Genomic DNA, 25,595 nt, shown 5'->3' with positions numbered 1-25,595 from the left:
TCAGAAGACGCGAAAGGTTGCGCGAATAGGCGTATTTTCGCCCATCAATTATGGCTAACGCATGGCAAAACTGTGTATATTCCGGCTTTCAGGAGGCTTTTCGGTGGCATCACGCAGAGCCGCGCATGATGAGGTGGCTATCGAGACGGCGAATTTCCTTCTCGACGGCTACCCCGCTTTCCTGCGCATTGATCCGCGAGAAAAGCATATCGAGACCCAATTGCGCGATTTGCCGATAATCCTGCGCAGCCGTCGTCAGCGGCGGACAGGTGAAGCGACTGAGAGGATGGTCGTCGTGACCGGCAACACGAAGATCGCAGCCCTCTTCGCGTCCGACATGGCGCCGACGCTCGAAGGCGGCGGAGATCACGCCGAAGGCCAGACGATCATTGGCACACAGAACCGTGCGCGTCGGAAACCCGCCGCGATCAAAAATCCGGCCTGCCTCCTGATAGCCCAGTTCCTCGAAATTCCAGTTCTTTGCTTCTATGGGAAGGACGATCGGTTCAACGCCAAGCCTTTCCATGGTTTCGATATAGGCCGAACGCCGTTCCAGCGCATTCTGGTTTACGGCCGGCATTTCGAGGAAGCAGGGGTGTTCCCCCGTTCGATAGAGATACTCGGTGATATTCCCTATGCTCTGACGATTATCCGTGCCGACGAACGGCTGATCGTCGCTGATACGGCTGTCCAGGAAAACTGCAGGTGTCGAGTTCGACAGACTGGAAAGAAGCTTCTCATCCGTATCGAAACCGAGCGGAGCCATCAGAACACCCGCAATCTTGAGAGACATCAAGGTGCGCATCGCCCGCGCTTCGAGTTTTCTCTCACCATGAGATGACAGCACGATGGTCCAGTAGCCCTCCGCCAGACAGCGCATCTCGATCTGGCGAATGATTTCCGCGTAGAATGGATCGGATATATGCGGAACGATAACGCCGATGTTCTTCGGCTTCTTGCGATTGAGGCTGACTGCAAAAATGTTGGGCTGATAATTATAGTCTTTCAACGCCTTTTCGATACGAGCCCGCGTGGAAGGCTTTACGCTTTCAGGATTGTCGAAATATTTCGAGACCGTAGGACGAGACAATCCGCTTGCCGCCGCGAACTCTTCCATCGTCCTGATCTTCTGTTCGGTCATGCCCTGCTTTTCCCATTCGGGTATCGAAGCGTTTTTTCGGCGCCACCCACTTTTCTTTTCATGCGTAAATTTATTTCCGCCCGGAAGCAACAAGTTTCAACACATCAGTGATCAGTAGTCCACGCCTTCACGTGCTTACTGCAGTTCACGCCTATGTAACCTGCCCAAATTCAATCGTTATAATTTTTACACGTGAAAAATTTTATATTGACACACTGAACAAGCTCTAGCATGTCTAGGGGAGCTCAATCACGAGCTGAAGGCCCTGCCCTTCGGGAGGTTTGAAGTTGGCGACAACTGACGGACCAGCAGGAAAACCGTTGTTCATGTCCCATAGAAGGACGCCCCGGCGAGCGCCGGTCATTCGGAGGAAATCATGTTTCGCAAATCGCTCAGCCGTATTCTCTTTTCCGGTGTAGCTCTGGCAATGATGGCAGGTGCTGCATCTGCCGAAGGCATCGGCGCATCGCTTCTCACCCAGCAGCATCCGTTCTACATCTCGCTCGCAGACGCGATGAAGAAGGAAGCGCAGGCAGAAAATGTACCGCTGGAAGTCTCCATCGCCAATCAGGACCTGAGCAAGCAGCTTGCTGATGTGGAAGATTTCATCACCAAGGGCGTTGACGTCATCATCATCTCGCCGGTTGACAGCAAGGGCGTTCGCTCGGCCATCAACAAGGCTGAAAAGGCTGGCATCAAGGTCATTACTGTCGACGTACCGGCCAACAATGTCGATGTGACCTCCTTTGTGGGCACGGACAATTTCGCAGGCGGTGAAAAGGCTGCCGAACTGATGGCAAAGTCCATCGGCGAGAAGGGCAACGTCGCCGTGATCGATTATCCGACGGTTCAGTCGGTCGTGGACCGTATTGAAGGCTTCAAGAAGGGCATTGCCAAATATCCCGACATCAAGATCGTGGCGATCCAGCCGGGCATCACCCGTCCGGAAGCTCTTTCGGCTGCCCAGAACATCCTTCAGGCCAATCCGGATATTGTCGGCATCTTCGGTTTCGGTGACGACGCTGCGCTGGCTGCTGCCTCGGCAGTAAAGTCGGCCAAGCTTGAAAACCAGGTCAAGGTGATCGGCTTCGATGGCATGGAAGAAGCCCGCAATGCCGTCAAAAGCGACCCGGTCATGGTCGGCGTTATCGCCCAGTACCCGGACCAGATGGGCAAGGTTGCAGTTGAAACCGCTGCCAAGGTCATCAAGGGCGAGGAAGTTCCAGCCAAGCAGCCAATCGTTCCGGGCGTCGTCACCAAGGACGGCGAAACCAAGTAACACCGCGTGAAACAGCGACACTCCTCCCAGTCGCTGTTTCCTATCTGCGTGCGGCGGCCCGGCGAACACCACACGCCTTGCCGCCGCCGCAACCCTTTTGAATTGCAGACTTCGCTCGGGATCGATCTTAAAATCCACTGCGAAACTGAATAACGGAGAGTGGAGGCCCCCAAAGTGACAGATACCGAGACAGCCACCAGATCCGAACGAAACGCCCTGCCGGATACGGTGCTTGAAATTCGCGATGTGGCGAAATCCTTCGGCCCGGTCATCGCGCTCAAGCGCATGAACCTGACCGTGCGCCGCGGCCGCGTGCATACGCTTCTTGGCGAAAACGGCGCCGGCAAATCCACGCTGATGAAGATTCTGGCTGGCGTTTTCAAGCCAACCTCCGGCACCATTTTGCTCAAGGGCGCGGCCTATGCGCCGAAAGACCCGCGCGATGCCCGTGCAAATGGTATTGCCATCGTCTTTCAGGAATTGAGCCTGTCGCGCAATCTCAGCGTGGCCGAAAACATCTTCGCCAATCATGAGCCAAGCCGCTTCGGTTTTGTGCGGGAGCGCGAACTGAACGCCGCTGCCGACAAGCTCATCGATGAGCTTGGTCTGCCTGTCGATGCACGCGCAAAGGTTGGCGACCTGTCGATTGCCCAGCGCCAGCTCGTCGAAATCGCCAAGGGCCTGAGCCAGCCTGCTGACGTCGTCATTCTGGATGAGCCGACCTCATCGCTCTCAGACAGCGAAGCGGAAATCCTGTTTTCGATTATCGAGCGCCTGAAAGCCAGGGGCACAGCCGTCATCTATATTTCGCATCGCATGGAAGAAATCATGCGGCTTTCCGACGACATTACGGTCGTTCGCGATGGCGAATATGTAACGACAACCGAGAAGAGTGAGACCACGATCGAGCGACTGATCGCCCTGATGGTCGGCCGTGAGATGAACGACATCTATCCGCCGCGCGAAGCGCCGAGACCATCGGCAAGCGTGCCGCCCATACTTGAAACGAAGAACCTCTCGGTTGCGGGCAAATTTAGCGATGTTTCCATCGACGTGAAACCCGGCGAAGTTCTGGGTCTTTTCGGACTGGTCGGTTCCGGCCGTTCGGACGTGATGAAGGCATTGTTCGGTATGCTGCGGCCCACGGGCGAAATCAGGCTGGACGGAGAGGTTATCACCCTCTCCTCACCGACCGACGCCATCCGCAACGGCATTGCTTTCGTGACCGAGAACCGCAAGGAAGAAGGCCTTGTCCTTCCGCATAGCGTTGAGCGCAACATCAACATGGTTGGGCTCGGACAGCTTGCAGGGCCTTTCGGCCTGATGCGTTCCAGAGCAGAGCGCTCCGCCGCCAAGGCGGAAGTACTGCGTCTTGCCATCAAGACAGCATCCATCGACACGGTTGCCGGGTCGCTCAGCGGCGGCAACCAGCAGAAGATCGTGCTGGCAAAGTGGCTGCAGACAAAGCCGCGCATTCTCATTCTCGATGAGCCGACACGCGGCGTCGATGTCGGCGCGAAATTCGAAATCTATCGCATCATCCGTGAACTTGCCGCCAATGGCGCGGCGATCCTGATGGTTTCCTCCGAACTGCCGGAAGTGCTGGGCCTGAGCGACCGCGTGGCCGTCATGCATAACAAGCATGTCGCCGCCATTGTCGATGCCGATGGTCTTACGCCCGAAACCGTCATGAGCTACGCAGCAGGAATGCACATATGAGCAACGCACAAAATATTCAGAAGAAAGCCGTGGACGCGGAAGTCCGCCGTTCGCTTTTCTCCTCCCCGCTGGTTCGCCAGTATGGCGGCATCATCATCTCACTGGCCGTGCTCTGCGTGGTCTTCGCGGTGCTGAACCCGCGCTTTCTCGCCTTCAACAACTTCATGAACATCATGCAGCAGGTGGCGGTGATCGCCGTTGCTGCCTATGGCATGACCTATGTGATCCTGCTCGGCGAAATCGACCTGTCCATCGGCTCGATCATCGCAGTTTCCGGCATGGTGGCAGCGCAAGCCTTCGCCATGGGCTTCGGCTTTGTGCCGACGGTCGTTTTCACCCTTGCGGCGGGCGCCATCATGGGTGGCCTGAACGGCGTGCTTTCGGCAAAGCTGATGCTGCCATCCTTCATCGTGACGGTTGCGACAATGGGCATCTATCGCGGCATGGTCAGTCTGCCGACCAATGGCGCGCCTGAAATCATCGAAAACGATACCTGGCTTACCATCGGCTCGGAAAACTGGCTCGGTCTGCCGATCATCATCTGGATCGTCGGCATCCTGTTCATCTTCAATTATATCCTGCTGTCGAAGACCGTTTTCGGCCGCCGCATCTATCTTTCGGGCGGCAACAAGGAAGCGGCGATCTATTCGGGTATCCGCGTCGACCGCATCAAGATCATCGTCTTCATGCTCTCCGGCGTCATGGCAGCCATCAGCGGCATCTTGCTCTCATCACGCCTGTCCTCAGCACAGACCAATGCAGGCATGGGCTATGAACTCGACGCCATTGCGGCGGTCGTGCTTGGCGGCACCTCGCTTGCTGGCGGCGTCGGCACCATGGTCGGCACCATTCTGGGCGCGCTCATCATCGGTGTCATCAACAACGGCATGAACATGCTGTCGGTGCCCTATTTCTATCAGCTCATCGTCAAGGGCGTGGTCATTCTGGTCGCCGTCTGGCTGGACGTGCGCTCGAAATCCATGCGCACATAATCGCGGTGCACCTTATGAAAAAGATCATCACCATCGGCGAGATCGTCGTCGAAATCATGGCCCTAGAAACCGGCAACGGTTTCAAGACCGCCATCCCATTGATCGGGCCGTTCGCCTCCGGCGCGCCCGCAATCTTCATCGATCAGGTGGCCAAGATGGGCCAGCCTTGCGGCATGGTCAGCGCGGTCGGCAATGACGATTTCGGCGCGCTCAATGTCGAGCGCCTGCAGAAGGACGGCGTGGATGTTTCGGCCATCGGCGTGCATCCGACAGCCGCCACCGGCAGCGCCTTCGTGCGTTATCGCCCGGATGGCAATCGCGATTTCATCTTCAACATCAAGCACAGCGCATGCAGTGCCATCGGCCTGACGCCGGAAGCCGAAAAGCTGATCGAGACCGCCGATCATCTGCATATCATGGGTTCTGCCCTGTTCTCCGAGGGCATTGTTTCGGCGATCCACGAGGCGACGATCCGCATCAAGGCAAAGGGCGGCACTGTCTCCTTCGACCCGAATATCCGCAAGGAAATGCTGGAATTGCCGGGTATGCGCCAGGCACTGGCCCATGCGCTGGAAAACACCGACCTGTTCATGCCAAGCGGCCCGGAAATCTTCCTCTTCACCAAGGCGACCGAGGAAAAGGCGGCCGTGGAAGAACTGCTGGCGCGGGGCGTCAAGGCCGTTGTGGTCAAGCGCGGTGCGGAAGGCGCAAGCTATTTCGATCAGTCCGGCGAAGTTTTCGCGCCTGCCTTCAAGGTCGATGAGATCGACCCGACCGGAGCGGGCGATAGTTTTGGCGCGGCATTCGTTACCTGCTGGCTGCGCGACATGGCACCGAAAGAAGCCCTCGTCATCGCCAACGCCACCGGCGCACGCGCCGTCGGCGTCAAGGGACCGATGGAAGGCACCTCGACCATGGCCGAAATTGAAGCCTTCCTTCAGAAAAACGGAGTTCCAGCATGAGCAGCACGAAGGTTCTGAGCGCACTTCCCGCCCGTTACGCCAGCGGCGTTCGCGGCGGCATTACGTCGATCTGCTCTGCGCATCCGCTGGTGATTGAAGCAGCCCTTCTTGAAGGCATCGCGACCGAGACCGACGTGCTGATCGAGGCCACCTGCAATCAGGTCAATCAGGACGGCGGCTATACAGGCATGACGCCCGCCGACTTCCGCCGTTTTGTGGAAGACATCGCCGCCCGTGTCGGCTTCGACACCAAGCGGCTTATTCTGGGCGGCGACCATCTCGGCCCCAACCCGTGGAAGCATCTGCCCGCCGAAGAAGCCCTTGCGAAGTCGGATGTGATGATCGACGCCTTCGTGCGCGCAGGCTTCACCAAAATCCATCTCGATACGTCGATGGGTTGCGCTGGCGAACCGGTCGCGCTGCCTGATGCCGTGACCGCCGGGCGCGCTGCGCGTCTGGCCAAGGTTTCGGAAGCAGCGGCCCGTGAAGCCGGATACGACCTGCCTGTCTATATCATCGGAACGGAAGTCCCGATCCCAGGCGGCGCGATGGAAGAAATCGAAGAGCTGGAGCTGACCAAGCCGGGTGCGGCGGTCGAAACCGTCGCCATTCACCGCAAGGCTTTTGCGGCACTCGGGCTGGAGGACGCCTTCGCCCGCGCCATCGGTGTCGTGGTGCAGCCGGGCGTCGAGTTCGGCAACGAAAATGTCGTCTTCTACAACAGCGAAAAGGCGACAGCTCTCAGCGGCGTTCTCAGCGAAATGGCGCAATTCGTCTTTGAAGCCCACTCCACCGACTATCAGCCGGTGGAAGCGCTTTCCGATCTGGTTGATGACGGTTTCACCATTCTGAAAGTCGGCCCCGGCCTGACTTTTGCGCTGCGCGAGGCGCTCTATGGGCTCGACCAGATTGCGGCTTTCCTCGACAAGCTGCCGGAAGAAGAAACCCTGCGCGGCAAGATGGAAGCACTGCTGCTGGCCGAACCGAAGAACTGGGAAAAATATTACCACGGCGACGCGGAAGAACTGCGCCTGCAACGCCATTTCTCCTATAGCGACCGCATTCGCTATTACTGGCCGCATCCGGTCGCAACTGCTGCCGTGGATGCGCTTTTGAACCGTCTGGAAGGGCGCAAGATACCGGAAACGCTGATCAGTCAGTATCTGGGCACGCTTTATCCAGCAGTCGCCTCGGGTGAGATTGAAGCGACGCCCCACGCCTTGATGGTGGAGGCCGTCCGCAATGTGGTCCGGACATACGGCAAGGCTGTCGGAACCCACTGAAATCGAAAGGCGCGGTCAACACCGCGCCTTTCTTTTGCTCAGGCCTCTATCGGGCTTTTAAAAGCCTTGAGCCGCAAGGCATTGCTCAGCACGAAGATGCTGGAGAAAGCCATGGCGCCTGCCGCCAGAACCGGTGACAACAACGTGCCAGTGAACGGATAGAGGACACCCGCCGCGACAGGGATCAGCGCGACGTTATAGGCAAAGGCCCAGAACAGGTTTTCGCTGATATTACGGATCGTCGCCTTCGATATGGCAATGGCATTGACCACGCCGCGAAGATCGCCCGACATTAGCACCACATCTGCGCTTTCGATCGCAATATCCGTGCCGGTGCCAATCGCAATGCCAACATCGGCAGCAGCCAGTGCAGGCGCATCGTTGATACCGTCACCGACAAAAGCAATCCGCTTGCCACCTGCCGAAAGCCGCTTCAACGCTTCGACCTTGCCGTCCGGCAGCACTTCTGCAACGACTTCATCGATGCCGAGACGTTTTGCGATGGCTTCCGCCGTGCGGCGGTTATCGCCGGTGATCATGGCGACCTTCAGCCCCTGCTCGTGCAGGGCAGCAATCGCCGCTGGCGTGGTTTCCTTCATTGGGTCGGCAACAGTCAGGATTGCTGCCAGCTTACCATCGACAGCTGCATAGAGCGGAGACTGCCCTTCATCGCCGAGACGCTTCGCATCATTGGCAAAGACAGCAACGTCATGACCAAGCTTTGCCATGTAACGATCAGCGCCGATGGCAATCTCATGGCCGGACACATGAGCCTTCAGGCCAAATCCAGGAACGGCTTCGAAAGCCGATACATCCGCAAGCTTCAATCCCTTCTCTTTTGCTGCTTCCACAATCGCGTCGGCAATCGGGTGTTCGGAACGTGCCTCCACAGCCGCGACAAGCGCCAGAAGTTCGTCCTTCTCAAAGCCTTCGACGGTCGCGAAATGAGCCAGCGCGGGCTTTCCCTGTGTCAGCGTACCGGTCTTGTCGACGGCGATAACGGAAGCATCGCGCAAGGTCTGCAATGCGTCACCGCGGCGAAACAGGACGCCGAACTCGGCTGCGCGGCCAGTGCCAACCATAATGGAGGTCGGCGTGGCCAAGCCCATGGCACACGGGCAGGCGATGATGAGAACCGCAATGGCGTTCACCAGCGCGTAACCCAGCATGCCCGTGCCACCGATCACAAGCCACAATGCGAAGGTCAGTGCTGCGGCTGCCATAACAGCGGGTACGAACCAGCCGGTCACCTTGTCGACCTTTGCCTGAATTGGCAGCTTGTCAGCCTGAGCGTCCTCGACCATGCGGATGATCTGCGAGATCACCATATCACGGCCAACCTTGGTTGCGCGGAAGGTGAAAGCACCGGTTTTGTTGATCGTACCGCCAACCACTTCCGCGCCTTTTTCCTTGGCAACAGGCACAGGCTCGCCGGTAATCATCGATTCATCCACATAGGACGAACCTTCGATCACTTCGCCGTCGACCGGCACTTTCTCGCCGGGGCGGACTTGTACGACGTCACCAGCGCGAACATCTTCCAGCGGCACATCGATCGTCTCGCCATTACGCACCACACGCGCCGATTTCGCCTGCAGGCCAACCAGCCGGCTGATAGCCGCACTGGTGCGTCCCTTGGCACGCGCCTCCAGATAACGCCCGATCAGGATCAATGTGACGATGACGGCGGCGGCCTCGAAATAAACATTCACCGTGCCTTCCGGCAGCACACCGGGAAGGAAAGTCGCGACCACCGAATAGCCCCATGCCGCGAGCGTGCCAACCACGACGAGCGAATTCATGTCAGGCGTGCCGCGCAACAGCGCCGGAATGCCTTTCTTGAAAAAGCGCAATCCCGGACCGAACAGAACCAGCGTGGTGAGCACAAGCTGCAGATACCAGCTGTTCTGCATGCCGATCCTGTCCATGACGAACATATGAACCGCAGGGATCAGATGCGAACCCATTTCCATAACGAAAACAGGCAAGGTCAAAACGGCAGAGAGAATGACGCTTTTCTTCAGTTCTGCCGCTTCAGCATCCCGCTTCTCGGACTGGGTTTCCTGCTTGACGTCGCTCTGCGCGTCACCCAGCGAACGCGCCTCATAACCTGCCTGTTCAACCGCCTTGATGAGTTCGGAGGGCTGTACCGGCCCGGCCAGTTCCACATGGGCACGTTCAGTTGCGAGATTAACACTGGCGCGTGTTACGCCCGGCACAGCATTCAGCGCCTTCTCAACCTTGCTAACGCAGGAAGCGCAAGTCATGCCTTCAATAGCGAGATCAATGTTCCCTGCCGGGACATCATAACCCGCCTTGCGAATGGCATCGATCACCGACGGCAAATCCGGTTCGCCCTTGAAAGTCACGTCGGCGCGTTCCGTTGCAAGATTGACGGAAACCTTGTCGACGCCCGGAACTTTGGACACGGCTTTTTCAACGGATGACACGCAAGACGCGCAGCTCATCCCTTCGACGGGCACTGGAAAACTGATGGTTTCGTGATTAACAGGCTTGTTCATGGCAATCCCTTTCATCGCCCGGAAAGGGCATAATTCGAGAGTTGCTCCTTAGATAGGCCTTCCCACCGTTGGAAGGTCAAGCCCTTTTTAAGGCGAGGTTCGATTTGGACTTTTCGTTTGGTGTTATGGCTTTTCGAGCGCCGCTCAATAACAGGTGGGCGATGCCCTAAATCGGCAATCTGTTGTGTGCCGCAGGCATTTCCAGACCGACATTGCTGCGATTCTGGATAAAGGAATGCACGTCTCCGGCAGGCATTGGCCGCCCGGTCAGGAAACCCTGCACCTCACCAAAACGCTCGGTCTTCAAACGTTCCAGCTGTTGTGCGGTTTCCACGCCCTCAGCCGTCGTGACAATATTGAAGCCCGCACCGAGCGTTGCCACAGCCTGAATGATGGCCAGATCGCGGGTATCGACTTCGATCCCGGAAACGAAACTGCGATCAATCTTGATCTTATCAAATGGGAATGATCGCAAATAGCTCAAAGAGGAATAGCCAGTCCCGAAATCATCCATCGCGATACGAACACCCAATCGGCGAAGTTCGAACAGCAACTCGATATTGTTCTTGCTGTTCGACAGGAAGACCGACTCCGTGATTTCAAGCTCAAGCCTGTCGGGTGAAAGACGTGCTGCTTCCAACGCATCCGTGACGGAATTCAAGAGCGTGGTCTGACTGAACTGGACCGGTGAAAGATTGACCGAGACTTTTATGTCCTCCGGCCAGAGCACAGCCTCCCGACATGCAGTCCTTAGAACCCAGTCGCCGATCGGTCCGATGAGCCCGGTTTCTTCTGCCAGTGGAATGAATTCCGCCGGTGAAACCATACCGCGATCAGGATGACGCCAGCGGATCAGCGCTTCAAAGCCGGAAATCTTGCCGCTCTCAAGATTGAAAATCGGTTGATAATGCAGTTCAAACTGTTCATCCAGCAGAGCCTGACGAAGTTCGCCGGTCATGACATAACGCTTCTCCGCCGCCAGGCGCAGGGAGTGCTGATAGAACCGGAATGTACGGCGTCCACCTGATTTTGAAGCATAAAGCGCGAGATCGGCATTGCGCATCAGCACATCGGGGTTGTCTCCATGCAATGGCGCTTGGGCGATGCCCATGCTGCAGGCGACGAATTCTGAATTGCGCACCAGTTCGAACGGATCCTGAAAAGCAGAAAGGATACGGTCAGCGAACATTGCAATTTGTGCCAGCGTCCCGCTCCGGTAGACAATGGCAAATTCGTCGCCTCCCAGCCGGGCAATGAATTCGTCCGAAGTCGTGATCTGCTTCAGTCGACGCGCCACTTCCTGCAAAAGCTGGTCGCCAGCCTGATGCCCGATATTGTCGTTGATGTTCTTGAAATGATCGATATCAAGGTAGAACAAGGCAAAAGGCTCGGAATCCCCGCCCTTTTTCAACAAACTCTCTACATGGTGAGCAAAATAGGCGCGGTTCGGCAAGCCTGTCAGACTGTCATGCATGGCAATATGTGCCATGCGTTCCTCAATCTCACGCCGTTCGGTTATATCCTCAACGAGCCCGATCAAATAGCGAGGCTCGTTGCCCTCGACCGGTGGGATCGAACATTTTATGATCCGCATCGTTCGTGACGTTCCGTCCTTGCGCTCGATCTTGCGTTCGACGTTCAACACGCCCCGACGCCGCATCGCCGTGCGATCTTGCTGGATGATGACGGTTGCCTCGCGTTCAGGGAAAAGATCGAGGTCGGTCGAACCGATGGCTTCGTCTACCGGCTGTCCGCTCGCCGCTGATGCGGCCTGATTGTAGAGCACATACCGACCGTCATCGTGCATATCCTTGACGAAGACACCAAGCGGCAGATTGTTGACGAGGCTGTCCAGCAGGGTTTGGGCGTGGTTTGCCTGACGATTGGCTTCTGCCAACTCTGTCCTGTCCTGAACAATGGCGAGAATCGCTTCCTTGCCGTCGAAAAGAACCTGACGTCCATAAGTCAGAACATCAATGATTTCACCATTCGCGCGCAGATGCTGCCAGCGCTCCGGTCGTTCAAGGTCGCTGCGATCACGAATGGCAGCCAGCATTCGATCCCGTTCTGTCTGGGGTCGAATATCGAGCACTGTCATGCCCGGAATTTCATCAGCAGTGTATCCATAGAGCCGATAGGCAGCGTCATTCATCACGATGAAATGCAGCGTCTCCGGGTCATAAACCCACATCGGTGTCGGATGGGTTGTGAAAAGGATGCGGAAGTCCTGCTCGGACGTGCGCGCCATCGTGCCTTCCGTCGAAGCTGAAGCGCCCCTCCGCTTCCTCATCGTAAATCCCTCATCCAACTGATCCTACTGGATAATCTCGATCCACCCTATAAGTGGACCGTCAAGTTTCATGGCACCATGAGTAACACGCGGAAGATGCACCCCGAACATAGATTAAAGCCGAGAATTTTAATAAACCATATACAAATTGAGGGTCGATTTAAGGATTTTCTTTAAAACTGCATTTTTCCATCGCTTGACCGGCTTCAACTTCCAGCCTATGCCTAAAGACGCAAAATTCGTTGGGGTGCCTTCGAAGCAATATCAGGAAAAGTGCCAAGCAGTTTTCCGTCCGATGTTGCGACACAAAAGGCTGAGAGACGCTGATCGCGTTAACCCATTGAACCTGATCCGGGTAATACCTGCGTAGGGAACGGAGTTTGACGCGTCGCAGCCGAGGGTTTCCCTCATCGGAGTTCAAGCTCCAAACAGGTTCATGACGTCTCATTTTTCCGTTCGGAATGAGAGACGTGATGATGGACCAAAAAAACAGTTTCTCCCGAACCACATCAAACGGCAGTGCGGCATTCGTGCCCATATGCGTGACTATTGCCGGTTCCGATAGTGGTGGCGGAGCTGGCATTCAGGCCGACCTCAAGACATTCTCGGCGCTCGGCGTCTATGGTGCGAGCGTCATTGCCGCTGTGACCGTGCAGAACACCTGCACGGTGAGCGCGGTGCACGATATCCCACCCGCCATCGTCGCAGGGCAGATCGATGCCGTCTTCAGCGATCTCGATGTAGCGGCGGTGAAGATCGGCATGGTTTCCGTGCCCGAAACCATCGAGGCCATAGCGCGGGGCCTTGCGCATTTCTCCGGCCCTGTCGTACTCGACCCGGTGATGGTTGCAAAATCCGGCGACCGGCTTTTGAGCGAAAACGCCATTGCGCTTTTGCGCCAGAAACTGGTTCCGCTGGCCACGCTGCTGACGCCCAACCGGCCTGAAGCGGCCTGCCTGCTCGACAGCGATCTGGCTCGCGACGATGTAGACGCCGAAGAACAGGGGCGTGCCTTGCTCGAACTCGGCGCGAAAGCTGTTTTGATGAAGGGCGGCCATGCGGAAGGCGAAATCTGCGTCGACCTGCTGGTTCGCCGCGATCAGCCCACGTTGCGTGTTGAGGCACCGCGTATCCGGACCGCCAACACCCATGGCACGGGCTGCACGCTCTCCTCAGCCATTGCTGCAGAGCTTGCCAAGAACCTGCCGCTCGAAAAAGCAGTCATTGCAGCCCATGCCTATCTGCAAGGGGCAATCCGCGCCGCCGATGCGTTGAAGATCGGACACGGCCATGGGCCTGTTCATCACTTCCATAATCTCTGGAAAGTTCACTCAGAGGAGGCAATGTGATGCGCGTCACCATCATCGGAGCAGGTGTCGCCGGTCTAGTGTGCGCGGCAGAATTTCACGATCAGGGACATGCCGTCACTGTCATTGCCAAAAGCACTGAGATCGGTTCCGACAGCTGCTCATGGTTTGCAGGCGGAATGCTGGCACCATGGTGCGAAGGCGAGAGCGCGGAAGAGCCGGTCGTTCGTTTGGGACAGGAAGCGATCGGCTGGTGGGAGCGGCACGTTTCGACAGTCCATCGCAAGGGTACGCTTGTACTCTCGCACACACGCGATGCGACCGAACTGCGCCGCTTCGCCCGCCGGACGGAAGCATTTGACACCATTGATCAAGACCAGATCGATACGCTGGAACCAGACCTTGCCGGCCGTTTTCGGCAGGGACTTTTCTTTGCGGCAGAAGGCCATCTCAACCCGCGCCAGACACTGATCGAGCTCGCCGAAAAACTGCAGAAGAAAGGCGTGGTCTTTCATCTGGGACAGGATGCGAAAGACGTCAAAGTCGAGGCCGACATTACCGTCGATGCACGCGGTCTTGCAGCGCGTGATCAGTTGCAGGACCTGCGCGGCGTCAAGGGTGAAATGCTGGTTGTGCGCTCGCGCGATATCAATCTCAAGCGACCCATACGCCTCCTGCATCCGCGGATTCCGCTCTACATCGTGCCACGCGGCGACGGCGTGCACATGATCGGCGCGACGATGATCGAAAGCGATGAGCGGGGTGGCATCAGCGTGCGCTCGACGCTGGAACTCTTGAGCGCCGCTTATGCCTTGCATCCGGCCTTCGGCGAGGCGGAAATTCTCGAAACCGGCGTCGATGCGCGCCCGGCCTTTCCCGACAATCTGCCCCGCGTCCGACGGCGCGGCAAAACCGTCTATGTCAACGGGCTTTACCGCCACGGCTTCCTGCTTTCGCCGGCGATAGCGCGCATGGCGGTTGCGAGCGCGACCATGCCGGAGGATGCGCCAGAGCCCAAACCAGAATTTGTGGAGGACTATGCATGACGATCGTGCTGAACGGTGAGGTCATCACCACGGCAGCCGCCAATCTGGCGGCGCTGCTCGCCGAAATCGAACTGGATGAAGCGGTTGTTGCAACCGCGCTGAACGGCGAATTCGTGGCCAGCGACGAGCGCGCAGCCGCGACCCTGTCGGCTGGCGACCGCATCGAAGTTCTGGCCCCGATGCAGGGAGGCTGAGATGCTGGAATTCTACGGACAAAAATTTGAAAGCCGCCTGCTACTCGGCACGGCGCAATATCCATCGCCTGCCATATTGGCCGATGCGGTGCGCGCTTCGCAAAGCGATATCGTCACCGTCTCGCTGCGTCGTGAGAGTGGCGGGGCTCGCGCCGGACAGGATTTCTGGGCGCTTATCCGGGAGCTGGGCGTAGCCGTTCTGCCCAACACGGCAGGCTGCCACACGCCGCGCGAAGCGGTGACCACGGCAAAAATGGCGCGCGAAATCTTCGGCACCAACTGGATCAAGCTGGAAGTGATCGGTGATACCGACACATTGCAGCCAGACCCGTTCGGACTGGTCGAGGCGGCACGCGCACTCTGCGACGACGGCTTCGAGGTCTTTCCCTATATGAATGACGATCTGGTCGTCGCGGAAAGGCTCATTGAAGCTGGCTGCAAGGTGCTGATGCCCTGGGGGGCGCCGATCGGCTCGGGCCGAGGCCTCAACAATCCTTATGCGCTGAAGACCATGCGGGCGCATTTCCCCGATATTCCGCTTGTTGTCGATGCCGGCATCGGCGTGCCGTCCCATGCGGCAGCGGCGATGGAGCTGGGCTTCGACGCCGTGCTCATCAACACCGCCGTCGCCAAGGCTGGCGATCCCGTCGCCATGGCACGCGGCTTCGCGCTTGCGGTCGAAGCCGGGCGGCTTGCTTTCGAAGCAGACGCCATCGAGGCGCGCGACATGGCCGCGCCGTCCACCCCTCTTCTCGGAAAGGCATTTTTGTAATGGCCCTCGATCCGTTCTACCCGATCTTCGATAGCGCCCAATGGCTGGAGCGTATGGTGCCGCTCGGCGTCAAGCTGGTGCAACTGCGCGTCAAGGATAAGAGCGAGCCGGAGCTGCGCAGTGAAATCCGTGCCGCACGGGAAATCTGCCTTGCACATAACTGCCAGCTGATCGTCAACGACTACTGGAAGCTGGCGCTGGAGGAAGGTTGCGACTTCATCCATCTTGGGCAGGAAGACCTCGACGATGCCGATCTCAGTGCCATTCGCGGCGGTGGCTTGAAACTGGGTGTTTCAAGCCATGACGAGGCCGAACTGGACCGTGCCTTGTCGGTGAAGCCTGACTATATCGCACTCGGCCCCATCTATCCGACCATTTTGAAAAAGATGAAGTGGCACGAGCAGGGCCTGCCGCGCCTTGGACAATGGAAAGCGCGCATCGGCGACATTCCGCTGGTGGGCATCGGTGGCATGAGCGTTGAACGCGCGCCCGGTGTTTTCGAAGCAGGCGCCGATATCGTTTCCGTCGTCACCGACATTACCCTCCATGCCGACCCCGAAAGCCGCCTGCGCCAATGGATCGAAACCACGCGCACTTATGCAGGCCATACTCTGGAGCAGACCCTATGAAAAAGACCGCCTTCGCCGCCCTGTTCGGCCTCGCCCTCACGGCTGCCACTTCGGCTCACGCTAACGACAAGCTGAAGCTCATTCTCGACTGGTATGTGAACCCCGATCACGGCCCCATCATCGTCGCCGACAAGCTTGGCTACTTCAAGGATGCCGGTCTGGATGTGGACATCGTCGCACCTGCTGACGCCTCGACGCCCACCAAGATGGTGGCGGCAGGACAGGCGGATCTCGCCATTTCCTATCAGCAGCAGGTGCATCTTCAGGTGCATGAAGGCCTGCCGCTTATCCGCGTCGGCACGTTGATCGACTCGCCGCTCAACTGCCTGATGACCAGAGACGATGGATCGGTGAATTCCATCGCCGATCTCAAGGGCAAGAAGATCGGCTATTCGGTCGCCGGAACCGAGGAAACATTGCTCGGCACCATTCTCGGCCAGCACGGCGTCAAACTCTCGGATGTCGAGCTCATCAATGTGAATTTCTCGCTCGCGCAATCGCTGATGTCGAAGCAGGTCGATGCGGTGATGGGCGCCTATCGCAATGTCGAACTGAACCAGATGGCTGTCGAAGGCGTGCCCGGAAAATGCTTCTTCGTCGAGGAAGAAGGCGTGCCGGTTTATGACGAGCTCGTCTATGTCGCAGCTTCCGACAAATTGGACGCGGCGGAAAAGGACAAGATCGCACGCTTCCTCTCGGCTACCGAGAAGGCCGCGCAGTATATCGTCAATCACCCGGAGAAGAGCTACTACGTCTTCGCATCCTATAGTTCCGAACTCAAGGACGAGCTGAACCAGCGCGCCTGGAAAGACACGGTCGCCCGTTTCTCCCGCTCGCCTGCAAGTCTCGATTACGGACGCTGGAGCCGCTACGAAACCTATCTCAAGGAAAACGGTCTCGTGCCTTCGGTCCTTCCGGTCGAAAAATTCGCCATCGACGTCAACGCGGAAGGGAGCAAGTCATGAGCCAGCCGCAACCGCATTATTCATCCGAACTGTTCACGCGCCTGCGCGCCGCGACGCTTGATGACTGGAAGCCCTATATCGATCATGAATTCGTGCGCGGATTGGGTGACGGCACGTTACCCAAGGCAGCCTTCCTGCATTATCTCCGTCAGGATTATGTCTATCTGCACCACTATGCCCGCGCCTTTGCGCTCGGCGTCGTCAAGGCCAACACACTGCAGGAAACACGGCTCTGCGCCCAGATCATGCATGGTCTGGCCGTCACGGAACTGCCGCTTCATGTCGGCATTTGTGCTCGTGAAGGGATCAGTGAAGACGAGCTCTACGCGACGAAGGAAGAACCGGAAAACCTCGCTTATACGCGCTATGTGCTCGACTGCGGACAGGCGGGCGATTTCCTCGACCTGCTGACGGCGCTCGTGCCCTGCGCACACGGCTACGGCGAGATCGGCCTCAACCTTGCCGTGACCGCCCTGCCCGGTACGCCTTATCAAGAATGGATCGACACCTATGCGGGGCCTGACTATCAGGACATGTGCCACACGGTCGGCAAGCTGTTCGATCAGGCTGCAAAGGACCGCATCGGCGACGACTTTGAGAAAAGCCCGCGCTGGCCAAGGCTCTGCCAGATTTTCGCGACGGCAAGCAGGCTCGAAGCCGATTTCTGGTCCATGGGCTTGAAGGCCGGATAGTGAACGAAGCACTCCCGAACCGAAGTCGAAAAAAGCGTGCTGCCGACGGTTTACTGTCGGCAGCCATAGCGCTTGCCATCTGGCAGGCGGTGGTGAGCATCGGCCAGATGCCGCGCTTCATCCTGCCCGGCCCGCTGGATGTGTTGCAGTCACTGATCGGCAATGCCGGGCTGATTGCCGAAAACGCTGCCGCCACTATCGGCGAAGTTCTGGGCGGTCTGGCGCTTGGCTGCGCGGTCGGCATTGCCACCGCCATCTGCCTGATGATGTCACCGCTGGCGCAGCGGCTTGTCATGCCCGCCATGGTGTTCAGTCAGGCGATCCCGATCTTCGCGCTCGCCCCCATTTTGACTTTGTGGCTTGGCTACGGTCCCGCATCGAAGATTGCAGTCACAGTGCTGATGATCTTCTTTCCCGTCGTTTCGACATTCTTCGACGGCATGCGGCGGACCGACAGCAGCCTTATCGACGCAGCGGAAATTCTCGGTGCCGGACGCATGGCGATCCTGTTTCGCATCCGCATCCCATCCGCCTTTCCTTCGCTGGCGTCGGGTCTGAGCCTCGCCGCAGTCTATGCGCCCATCGGCGCTGTAGTCGGCGAATGGGTGGGCGCATCGAAAGGTCTCGGCTATCTGATGCTGCTCGCCAATGGACGCGCCAAGGTGGATCTGATGTTCGCCTGCCTGTTCGTGCTGGCGGCCTTCACCATGCTGCTGCACGGCACCGTGTCGCATTTCGCCCGCAAGCTTGCTGCCTGGCCTAAAAAAGCCGCATAGAAAAAACCGGCGGTTTCCCGCCGGTTTTTGCATCCACTCACATTGCTATCAGGCCAGCGTATAGGCTGTCTTGACCGTCGTGTAGAACTCGGCGGCATAGCGGCCCTGCTCGCGCGGACCGTAGCTCGAACCCTTGCGTCCGCCAAATGGCACGTGGAAATCGACACCGGCGGTCGGCAGATTGACCATCACCATGCCCGCTTCCGAATTGCGCTTGAAATGCGTGGCGTATTTCAGGCTCGTCGTGCAGATGCCCGACGACAGGCCGAAGCTCGTATCGTTGGCGGTAGCAAGCGCTTCTTCATAATTCTTGACGCGGATGACCGAAGCGACCGGGCCAAAGATTTCCTCGCGGCTGATACGCATCTGGTTGGTGGCTTCAGTGAAAAGCGCAGGCTGGAGATAGAAGCCCGGCGTTTCGCGGTTCAGACGTTCGCCGCCAAAAGCAAGCTTTGCGCCTTCCTTGCGGCCGATCTCGATATAATCCATGTCCTGCTGAAGCTGGCTTTCATCAACAACCGGGCCGATATGCGTGCCCTGCTTCAGGGCATTGTCGACCACAACGCTTTTCAGCTTTTCGATTGCAGCAGCGACAAACTTGTCATGGATACCTTCCGTCACGATGATACGCGACGACGCCGTGCAGCGCTGGCCCGTCGAGAAGAAGGACGAATTGACCACGGACTCGACAGCGACATCGAGATCAGCGTCATCCAGGACGACAACCGGGTTCTTGCCGCCCATTTCGAGCTGGAAGCGGCGGTTGTGCTCGATGGAAGCCGCCGCAACGCGCTTGCCCGTGCCGGTCGAGCCGGTGAAGGTGACGGCCTGAACGTCCGCACTGTCCAGAATGGTCTGGCCGACAACCGAACCCTTGCCCATGACGAGATTGAGAACGCCCTTTGGCAATCCCGCACGGTGCAGGATATCGACAATCGCCCAGGAGCAGCCCGGCACGAGATCAGCCGGTTTGAACACAATCGTGTTGCCGTAGCAAAGTGCCGGCGCAATCTTCCAGGCCGGAATAGCGATCGGGAAATTCCATGGGGTAATGATGCCCACGACACCGATCGGCTCACGGGTGATTTCCACACCGATACCCGGACGTGCAGAAGGCAGAACTTCGCCAGCCAAACGCAGGGCTTCGCCCGCGAAGAAATCAAAAATCTGGCTGGCGCGAATGGTTTCGCCGATGCCTTCAGCCAGCGTCTTGCCTTCTTCGCGCGACAGGAGACGGCCAAGCTCGTCCTTGCGCGCCAGAATTTCATCGGCAGTTTTGCGCAGGATGGCGTGGCGTTCCAGAATGCCGGAACGCGACCAGGCCGGGAAAGCGGCTTTCGCGGCGGCAATGGCTGCCTTGGTGTCTTCGGCAGTTGCCCGCGCATAGGTCCCAACGACATCATTCGTATCCGAAGGATTGATGTTGGCGATCCCGTCGCCGCCGACCCATTCGCCCGCGATCAGATTTTGATGGACTGTCATGAACTCTCCCTGTGCGCCGCACGGCTCTGATATATCTCAGGACGACCCTTCACCCATGAGCGGCAGAATTGCAAGGCCGGAGCCGTCCTGTAACGGAAAAAGTGAAAATATCCGGTCGGCAAAGGGCTGAAAGCTAACAACGCCCTTTAAACAAGGCTTGCAAATTTGTCACAGTCAAATGGCTGGATAGGAAATTCGCCATTTTGCGTCTTGGCAAAATTTTCTGCTCATTTATTGTGCACGCATCTGCAACACTGGCAAGAGGTATGAGATGCGTGTCTATTACCCATTCCCCATGGTGCCCAGTGTTTGCGCGGGCGCTTCCAAGCTTTAAGTCTTTGGCCCGCATTGCAGGCTGAGGCCTGAACGCCCTCCCTAAAAGGGCAAATTCCAAAACTTCCAAATTTGCCGCAGCCCTCACCGGCTGCTTGTTTTGTCTTCTTTAAAGGAACCAGAATCCGTTTAAACACGGCCTGGTATTATAGATATGACTCGGTTTCGCATAGATTTCCGGGGACCTGCCTTCCGCAATGTCCTCGGCTACACTTTCGGCCATTGGCGAAGTCAGCCCTTGCGGCTGACGCTGATGATAATCGGCATGCTGCTTGCAACAGCCGCAGATGTTCTGACACCGCTCTATTCCGGTCGGCTGGTCGACGCATTGTCGCTTGGCGGCGACAGTGGATGGGATGCGGCCATCCACGCCCTGATCATCCTGCTTGCGCTGGGTGCGCTGGCGTTGATTACGCGTCAGCTGACCTTCTATGTCATCACGGACTTCACCTTGAAGATCATGAGCGACATGGCAGCAAGTTCGTTCCGTAAGCTGCAGCGGTTTTCGACAGACTGGCACGCCAACGCCTTTGCCGGATCGACCGTGCGCAAGGTCTCGCGTGCCATGTGGGCGCTCGACCTGCTCAACGATACGCTGATCGTGGCACTGTTGCCGTCAATCCTGATGCTGGTTGGTTCGGTGGTACTTCTATCGTGGTACTGGCCGCTGATGGGGTTGCTGGTTGCAATCGGTTCGGTGCTGTTCATCGTCTGCACGATCGTGATTTCGCTTGGCTTTGTTGCGCCTGCGGCAACGCTTGCCAATAGCTGGGACACGCGCATGGGCGGCGCTTTGGCCGATGCCATTTCGTGCAACGCCGTTGTCAAGGCATTTGGCGCGGAAAGCCGTGAAGATGCGCGTCTTGCAAAGGTCGTTTCCAAGTGGCGCGGTCGCACACGCCGCACATGGCTGATCGGTACGCTGAATGGCTTCATTCAGGGCGCGAACCTGCTGGTGATGCGCGGCGTGGTCATCGCCTTTGCGCTCTATCTGTGGAGCCAGGGCAAGGCAACGGCGGGTGATATCACCTTCGTCCTGACAGCCTTCTTCATGTTGCAAGGCTATCTGCGCGACGTAGGAATGCATATCCGCAACCTGCAGCGTTCGGTCAACGACATGGAAGAACTGGTCGACATCGAGGCACAGCCTTACGGCATTGCCGACAAGCCAGGTGCACCGGCGATCAAGATTGGAAATGGCGAGATCACCTTCGATCACGTCACTTTCCACTATGGCAACCACGAAGCAGCCCTCTATCGCGACTTTTCAGTCAAGATCGAGGCAGGCGAACGGGTTGGTCTGGTCGGTCATTCGGGCTCGGGCAAGACGACGTTCGTCAAGCTGATCCAGCGTCTCTACGATGTCAGTGGCGGCGCCATCAAGATTGACGGACAGAACATTGCCGAAGTCACACAGGCATCGCTCAGATCGCAGATCGCCATCGTGCAGCAGGAGCCAATCCTGTTTCACCGGACGCTGGCCGAGAACATCGCCTATGCCCGCCCCGGTGCGACACAGGCGGAAATCGAAGAGGCTGCACGCCTCGCAAGCGCGCATGACTTCATCAGCCGCCTGCCGAAAGGCTATGCAACGCTTGTCGGTGAACGGGGTGTGAAGCTTTCGGGTGGCGAGCGTCAGCGTGTGGCGATTGCCCGTGCGTTTCTGGCAGATGCACCAATCCTTATTCTGGATGAGGCCACATCGAGCCTCGATTCAGAATCGGAAGTGCTGATCCAGCAGGCAATGGAACGGCTGATGGTTGGTCGTACGACGCTTGTCATTGCGCACCGGCTTTCGACGGTTCGTGCGCTTGACCGGTTGCTGGTTTTCGACAAGGGCAAGATCCTTGAAGAAGGCGATCATGATGCGCTTATCCGCAAGCCGGGTGGCATCTATCGCCGCCTGTTCGAGCGGCAGGCGCTGGAACTGACCAAGGGACTGGAAGACGTCTTTTCGTAATCCAATCCGCTATAATGCCATGGACAGGGCCGGAATAGTTCCGGCCCTGTTTTCATTTTAGAGCATTCCCTGTTTTGATTGAAACATTCGAAATGCTCTATCTGTTGTTTTTACGCATGTCTTTATCCTGAAACCGGTTCCCACTTTCGGGAGACATGCTCCATTCATCATCCATTCAGATCACGGTGCGTATCACTCGCGGCCCAAGCGTGCCTTGACATTTCCATGACAGAAATGTGACAGGCTTTTTGTAGAAGTGCGGGAGTTAGTGAGTAAAACATGCCGGGTGTGATGGAAAATACCGCAGCGCGTCGCTGGAGCGATGCCGCGATTTTCGGGCCTGCCCGTATTGCCTGGCCGCTGCGCCTCGCCGCAATTGCGCTCGCTTCCATTGTACTTTCAACGCTGCTGGTTTTCACTGTCGAATGGATCGTGCGCGGCTCGTTCACCGACACGATGCAGTTCTTCCGCACACCGCATAAGCCTGCATGGACGACCGTTGCGCTCTTCGTCGTGGTCCTGACAGCAAGCGACGCTATTTTCGGACGCATTCACTATGGCTTCTTTGTTGTCGCCCCGCTGGCACTGATTGCGGCCACAACTGCACGCGAAAAGAGCCTTTATCTCGGTGACCCGCTTTATCCGAGCGATTTTCTCTATGCCCGTCAGATCGTCGATCTTCTGCCGCTTCTGGTGCGTGACCGCCCGTGGAGTGCGGTCGGCATAGCCCTGCTTCTCATCGCTTCGGCAGCGGTGATGATCACCGTGACGCTGTTCTGGTGGCGGCGCTTTGATCCGATCCCATGGAAGGGTCGGATGCTGCGTATTGCCTTCGCGCTGCCCTTGCTCGCCTGGTCGCAGTGATTTCCGACTATGCCAGTTTTTCGCTGGCGCGCGACCGTCTGCGCATCCTGCCGATCATGTGGGACCAGAAGGAAAACTACGCCCATAACGGCTTTACCATGGCCTTCATCCTGAATGTGCCAATGGCTACCGTCTTCGCTCCGGAAGGCTATTCTTCCGAAGCAATTGCCGCCATCGAACCGCCGGCGCAGTTGATCCCTGCTGCATTCGATACCAGCAAGCCTGACGTCATTATGGTGATGAGCGAATCCTTCTGGGATCCGACCCGCCTTCCGGGCGTGGCTTTCAGCGCCGACCCGATTCCGACAGTCCGGGCGGAACAATCCGGCCATGTCTTCTCGCCAGAATTCGGTGGCATGACTGCCAATGTCGAGTTCGAGGCTCTGACCGGTTTTTCCAAAGCCTTCCTGCCCTCCGGCAGTATCCCTTATCAGCAATATATCCGTCGCCCGCTTCCCTCGCTTGCAAGCTTTTTCAAGGATCAGGGTTATGCGACGCGCGCCATCCACCCCTATCGCCAATGGTTCTGGAACCGCGGCCCCGTCTATGAAAGCATGGGCTTTGACAAGTTCATGTCAGAAGAAAACATGCCACCGCTGGAAAAGCGCGGCTCATTGGCCTCCGACGCTGCTTTGACCGACGAAATCATCCGCGAAGCAGATTCCATGGATGCGCCGTTCTTCTTCTTTGCCGTCTCGCTTCAGGGACATGGCCCCTACGAAGCCAATCGTTACCCGGATTCCAAACTTGAGGTGCAGACTGACGCCAGCGAGCACACGCGCCAGTCGATCCGTTCCTATTCGCAAGGCGCCATGGATGCCGATGCGAGCCTTGCACGGTTGATGGAGTGGGCGTCGAAGCGCGACCGCGAAACCATTCTCGTCTTCTTCGGTGACCATCTGCCACCACTCGGCCCCGTCTATGTCGAGACCGGGTTCATGGCAAACCGGGTCGCGAGCCGCACAGCGCCTGCCGCCGATATGATGCTGCAACACGAAACGCCGCTTGTTCTCTGGTCGAATAAACGTGGTGCCGAGCGGGGAACCGGTACGATCAGCCCTGCCTTCCTGCCCCTGCACATTCTGGATATGGCAGGGATGCAGCATCCCTATTACACAGGCTTCCTGCGTCAGTTGCATGAGCGCTACCAGGTCGTTGACAATCATGCGGTTTTCGACCGCTCGGAGAAAGTCGAGGAAGGCTGGCAACAGAGGCCGCCATTTCCTCCTCTCCTGCGTGACTATCAGATGCTGCAATATGACATGATCTTCGGCAGCAATTTCGCCCGCGAGCGGTTCTTCCCCTCGCATCCTGCCCAGAGCTAGACAGGCCTATACCGGCGCTTTTCCCGATGACTGGCGGATGATGAGTTTATACTCAATCCGCCGGGAGGCCGACAAATGACCGGTTTCGATCTGGTTGAGAAGCATGTCCGCCGCATCGCGGGTCATCTCGAAAATCGGCTGGCGGACGGTGGTGATCTGCGGCGAAACCATGCTGGCAATCGCGCTGTCATCGAAGCCAACCACCGTTAGCTGATCAGGTATCGCAATGTTGCGGTCATAGGCGACCTGCATGACGGCGGCGGCCATATCGTCGTTTGACGCAAACACTGCGGTGGGTGGTTCCTCAAGCGAAAGCAGCTTCTTTCCGGCGGCGAGACCGCTCGCAAAACTGAAGCCACCCTGCACCTCATAATCGGGATTGCGCTTGATCCCTGCCTTTTCCAGTGCGCGGCGATAGCCTGCGAGGCGCAGCTCTGCCGAGCGATGGGTTGGATCGCCAATCACGATCGCAATCCGGCGATGGCCGAGTTTCAGAAGATACTCCATCAGATCGACGCCAGCCGCTTCGTCATCGATCGTGACGCTATCGGTCGGGTGAACATTCGCGTCGCCTGCGACACGGGCAAATGGCATTGCGGAAGCCGTCAGTTCGGCCAGAATTTCAGGATCGTCCGACATGGGGGGCGTCACGATGATGCCGTCGAGACCTGAAGCGTGGGCTGTTTCGATCAGCGCACCACGGATGTCTTCGCGATTTTCGACGGGGAAGATCAGCAGCCGGTATCGCGTGTCGCGCAGCCGTTCCAGTGCGCCCATCTGCAGTTCGGTGACATAGCTGGCGCTGGGGTTCTCGAAGAAAAGTCCGATCAGGTGAGAACGCCGTTCAACAAGGTTGCGTGCTGCAGCATTGGGACGGTAACGGAGCTCACCCCCCGCCTGTCTGACCCTTTCGCGAATGGCTTCGCGCACATTCGGTTCGTCATTGTAGACGCGTGAAACTGTCTTGATCGACACACCGGCAAGGCGTGCCACATCATGAATGGTTGCTCGTTTTCCTGCTGCGGCCATGTTGGATCGTCTCCCTCCCTCTCCGATCTAACT

19 protein-coding genes, 1 pseudogene and 1 riboswitch are annotated in these 25,595 nt (G+C 57.8%); of the genes and pseudogenes, 15 read left to right on the top strand and 5 right to left on the bottom strand.

All coding sequences use genetic code 11. The features are described 5' to 3' along the window. Nucleotides 1–109: 109 nt before the first annotated feature. Nucleotides 110–1,141, bottom strand: coding sequence for a LacI family DNA-binding transcriptional regulator (locus tag LJ361_RS01190; protein WP_264812384.1), 1,032 nt, complete (start codon nucleotides 1,139–1,141; stop codon nucleotides 110–112). 376 nt (nucleotides 1,142–1,517) lie between these two features. Here LJ361_RS01190 and LJ361_RS01185 point away from each other — a divergent pair, with 376 nt between their 5' ends. From LJ361_RS01185 to LJ361_RS01165, 5 genes are all read left to right on the top strand, one after another. Beyond that, a complete protein-coding gene (locus LJ361_RS01185) occupies nucleotides 1,518–2,420 on the top strand; it encodes a substrate-binding domain-containing protein (protein ID WP_010658063.1) in 903 nt (300 codons plus the stop codon). A gap of 174 nt (nucleotides 2,421–2,594) precedes the next feature. Further along, nucleotides 2,595–4,139 (top strand): sugar ABC transporter ATP-binding protein, encoded by a 1,545-nt coding sequence (locus LJ361_RS01180; protein ID WP_010658062.1) that lies wholly within the window; start codon nucleotides 2,595–2,597, stop codon nucleotides 4,137–4,139. Beyond that, nucleotides 4,136–5,131, top strand: coding sequence for an ABC transporter permease (locus LJ361_RS01175; RefSeq protein WP_010658061.1), 996 nt, complete (start codon nucleotides 4,136–4,138; stop codon nucleotides 5,129–5,131). Before LJ361_RS01180 ends, LJ361_RS01175 begins: the two co-directional genes overlap by 4 nt. A gap of 14 nt (nucleotides 5,132–5,145) precedes the next feature. Next, nucleotides 5,146–6,093, top strand: coding sequence for a sugar kinase (locus LJ361_RS01170; protein WP_010658060.1), 948 nt, complete (start codon nucleotides 5,146–5,148; stop codon nucleotides 6,091–6,093). After that, nucleotides 6,090–7,376: a D-tagatose-bisphosphate aldolase, class II, non-catalytic subunit gene (locus LJ361_RS01165; RefSeq protein WP_010658059.1), complete on the top strand. Its 1,287-nt coding sequence runs from the start codon at nucleotides 6,090–6,092 to the stop codon at nucleotides 7,374–7,376. The genes LJ361_RS01170 and LJ361_RS01165 overlap by 4 nt, the downstream gene beginning before the upstream one ends. Nucleotides 7,377–7,414: 38 nt before the next feature. Here LJ361_RS01165 and LJ361_RS01160 read toward each other — a convergent pair whose 3' ends face one another. Further along, nucleotides 7,415–9,898 carry a heavy metal translocating P-type ATPase gene (locus LJ361_RS01160; RefSeq protein WP_029375860.1) on the bottom strand — a complete coding sequence of 828 codons (2,484 nt, stop codon included), beginning with the start codon at nucleotides 9,896–9,898 and terminating at the stop codon, nucleotides 7,415–7,417. Nucleotides 9,899–10,064: 166 nt separating this feature from the next. Beyond that, nucleotides 10,065–12,188: a putative bifunctional diguanylate cyclase/phosphodiesterase gene (locus LJ361_RS01155; protein WP_029375859.1), complete on the bottom strand. Its 2,124-nt coding sequence runs from the start codon at nucleotides 12,186–12,188 to the stop codon at nucleotides 10,065–10,067. A gap of 233 nt (nucleotides 12,189–12,421) precedes the next feature. Continuing rightward, a riboswitch (TPP riboswitch) is annotated at nucleotides 12,422–12,578 on the top strand. Between the two features lie 86 nt (nucleotides 12,579–12,664). Here LJ361_RS01155 and thiD point away from each other — a divergent pair. Genes thiD through LJ361_RS01115 form a run of 8 tightly spaced genes read left to right on the top strand, consistent with a single transcriptional unit; the run spans nucleotide 12,665 to nucleotide 18,569 of the window. Next, complete coding sequence (thiD, locus tag LJ361_RS01150; protein WP_010658056.1) at nucleotides 12,665–13,537, top strand: bifunctional hydroxymethylpyrimidine kinase/phosphomethylpyrimidine kinase; 873 nt, start codon at nucleotides 12,665–12,667, stop codon at nucleotides 13,535–13,537. Further along, complete coding sequence (locus tag LJ361_RS01145) at nucleotides 13,537–14,541, top strand: FAD-dependent oxidoreductase (RefSeq protein WP_010658055.1); 1,005 nt, start codon at nucleotides 13,537–13,539, stop codon at nucleotides 14,539–14,541. Before thiD ends, LJ361_RS01145 begins: the two co-directional genes overlap by 1 nt. Then, nucleotides 14,538–14,735, top strand: a complete 198-nt coding sequence (gene thiS / locus LJ361_RS01140; protein ID WP_010658054.1) for a sulfur carrier protein ThiS — start codon at nucleotides 14,538–14,540, stop codon at nucleotides 14,733–14,735. Before LJ361_RS01145 ends, thiS begins: the two co-directional genes overlap by 4 nt. Nucleotide 14,736: 1 nt before the next feature. Next, nucleotides 14,737–15,507, top strand: a complete 771-nt coding sequence (locus tag LJ361_RS01135) for a thiazole synthase (RefSeq protein ID WP_151576459.1) — start codon at nucleotides 14,737–14,739, stop codon at nucleotides 15,505–15,507. Then, the gene (locus LJ361_RS01130) at nucleotides 15,507–16,136 is read left to right on the top strand and encodes a thiamine phosphate synthase (RefSeq protein WP_010658052.1); all 630 of its coding nucleotides are present in this window, start codon (nucleotides 15,507–15,509) and stop codon (nucleotides 16,134–16,136) included. Before LJ361_RS01135 ends, LJ361_RS01130 begins: the two co-directional genes overlap by 1 nt. Next, nucleotides 16,133–17,101 (top strand): ABC transporter substrate-binding protein, encoded by a 969-nt coding sequence (locus LJ361_RS01125; RefSeq protein ID WP_264812382.1) that lies wholly within the window; start codon nucleotides 16,133–16,135, stop codon nucleotides 17,099–17,101. The genes LJ361_RS01130 and LJ361_RS01125 overlap by 4 nt, the downstream gene beginning before the upstream one ends. Then, nucleotides 17,098–17,793: a thiaminase II gene (gene tenA, locus LJ361_RS01120; RefSeq protein WP_010658050.1), complete on the top strand. Its 696-nt coding sequence runs from the start codon at nucleotides 17,098–17,100 to the stop codon at nucleotides 17,791–17,793. The genes LJ361_RS01125 and tenA overlap by 4 nt, the downstream gene beginning before the upstream one ends. Then, nucleotides 17,793–18,569, top strand: coding sequence for an ABC transporter permease (locus tag LJ361_RS01115; RefSeq protein ID WP_010658049.1), 777 nt, complete (start codon nucleotides 17,793–17,795; stop codon nucleotides 18,567–18,569). Before tenA ends, LJ361_RS01115 begins: the two co-directional genes overlap by 1 nt. Nucleotides 18,570–18,617: 48 nt before the next feature. On the opposite strand, the gene LJ361_RS01110 is transcribed toward LJ361_RS01115, so the two are convergent. After that, nucleotides 18,618–20,051 (bottom strand): aldehyde dehydrogenase family protein, encoded by a 1,434-nt coding sequence (locus LJ361_RS01110; RefSeq protein ID WP_010658048.1) that lies wholly within the window; start codon nucleotides 20,049–20,051, stop codon nucleotides 18,618–18,620. Nucleotides 20,052–20,538: 487 nt separating this feature from the next. Here LJ361_RS01110 and LJ361_RS01105 point away from each other — a divergent pair, with 487 nt between their 5' ends. Together LJ361_RS01105 and LJ361_RS01095 are read left to right on the top strand one after the other, a co-directional pair. Beyond that, nucleotides 20,539–22,344 carry an ABC transporter ATP-binding protein gene (locus LJ361_RS01105; RefSeq protein WP_011982463.1) on the top strand — a complete coding sequence of 602 codons (1,806 nt, stop codon included), beginning with the start codon at nucleotides 20,539–20,541 and terminating at the stop codon, nucleotides 22,342–22,344. A 279-nt stretch (nucleotides 22,345–22,623) separates the two neighbouring features. Then, nucleotides 22,624–24,533, top strand: a pseudogene (locus LJ361_RS01095) (LTA synthase family protein). A gap of 6 nt (nucleotides 24,534–24,539) precedes the next feature. On the opposite strand, the gene LJ361_RS01090 reads toward LJ361_RS01095, so the two are convergent. Continuing rightward, the gene (locus LJ361_RS01090) at nucleotides 24,540–25,562 is read right to left on the bottom strand and encodes a LacI family DNA-binding transcriptional regulator (protein ID WP_010658045.1); all 1,023 of its coding nucleotides are present in this window, start codon (nucleotides 25,560–25,562) and stop codon (nucleotides 24,540–24,542) included. Nucleotides 25,563–25,595 lie beyond the last annotated feature (33 nt).

This window comes from Brucella sp. JSBI001 (assembly GCF_026014005.1).
In the GTDB taxonomy this organism is placed as follows: domain Bacteria; phylum Pseudomonadota; class Alphaproteobacteria; order Rhizobiales; family Rhizobiaceae; genus Brucella; species Brucella anthropi.
Note: the sequence above shows the minus strand (reverse complement) of the source record. Positions and strands in the feature narration are given on the sequence as shown.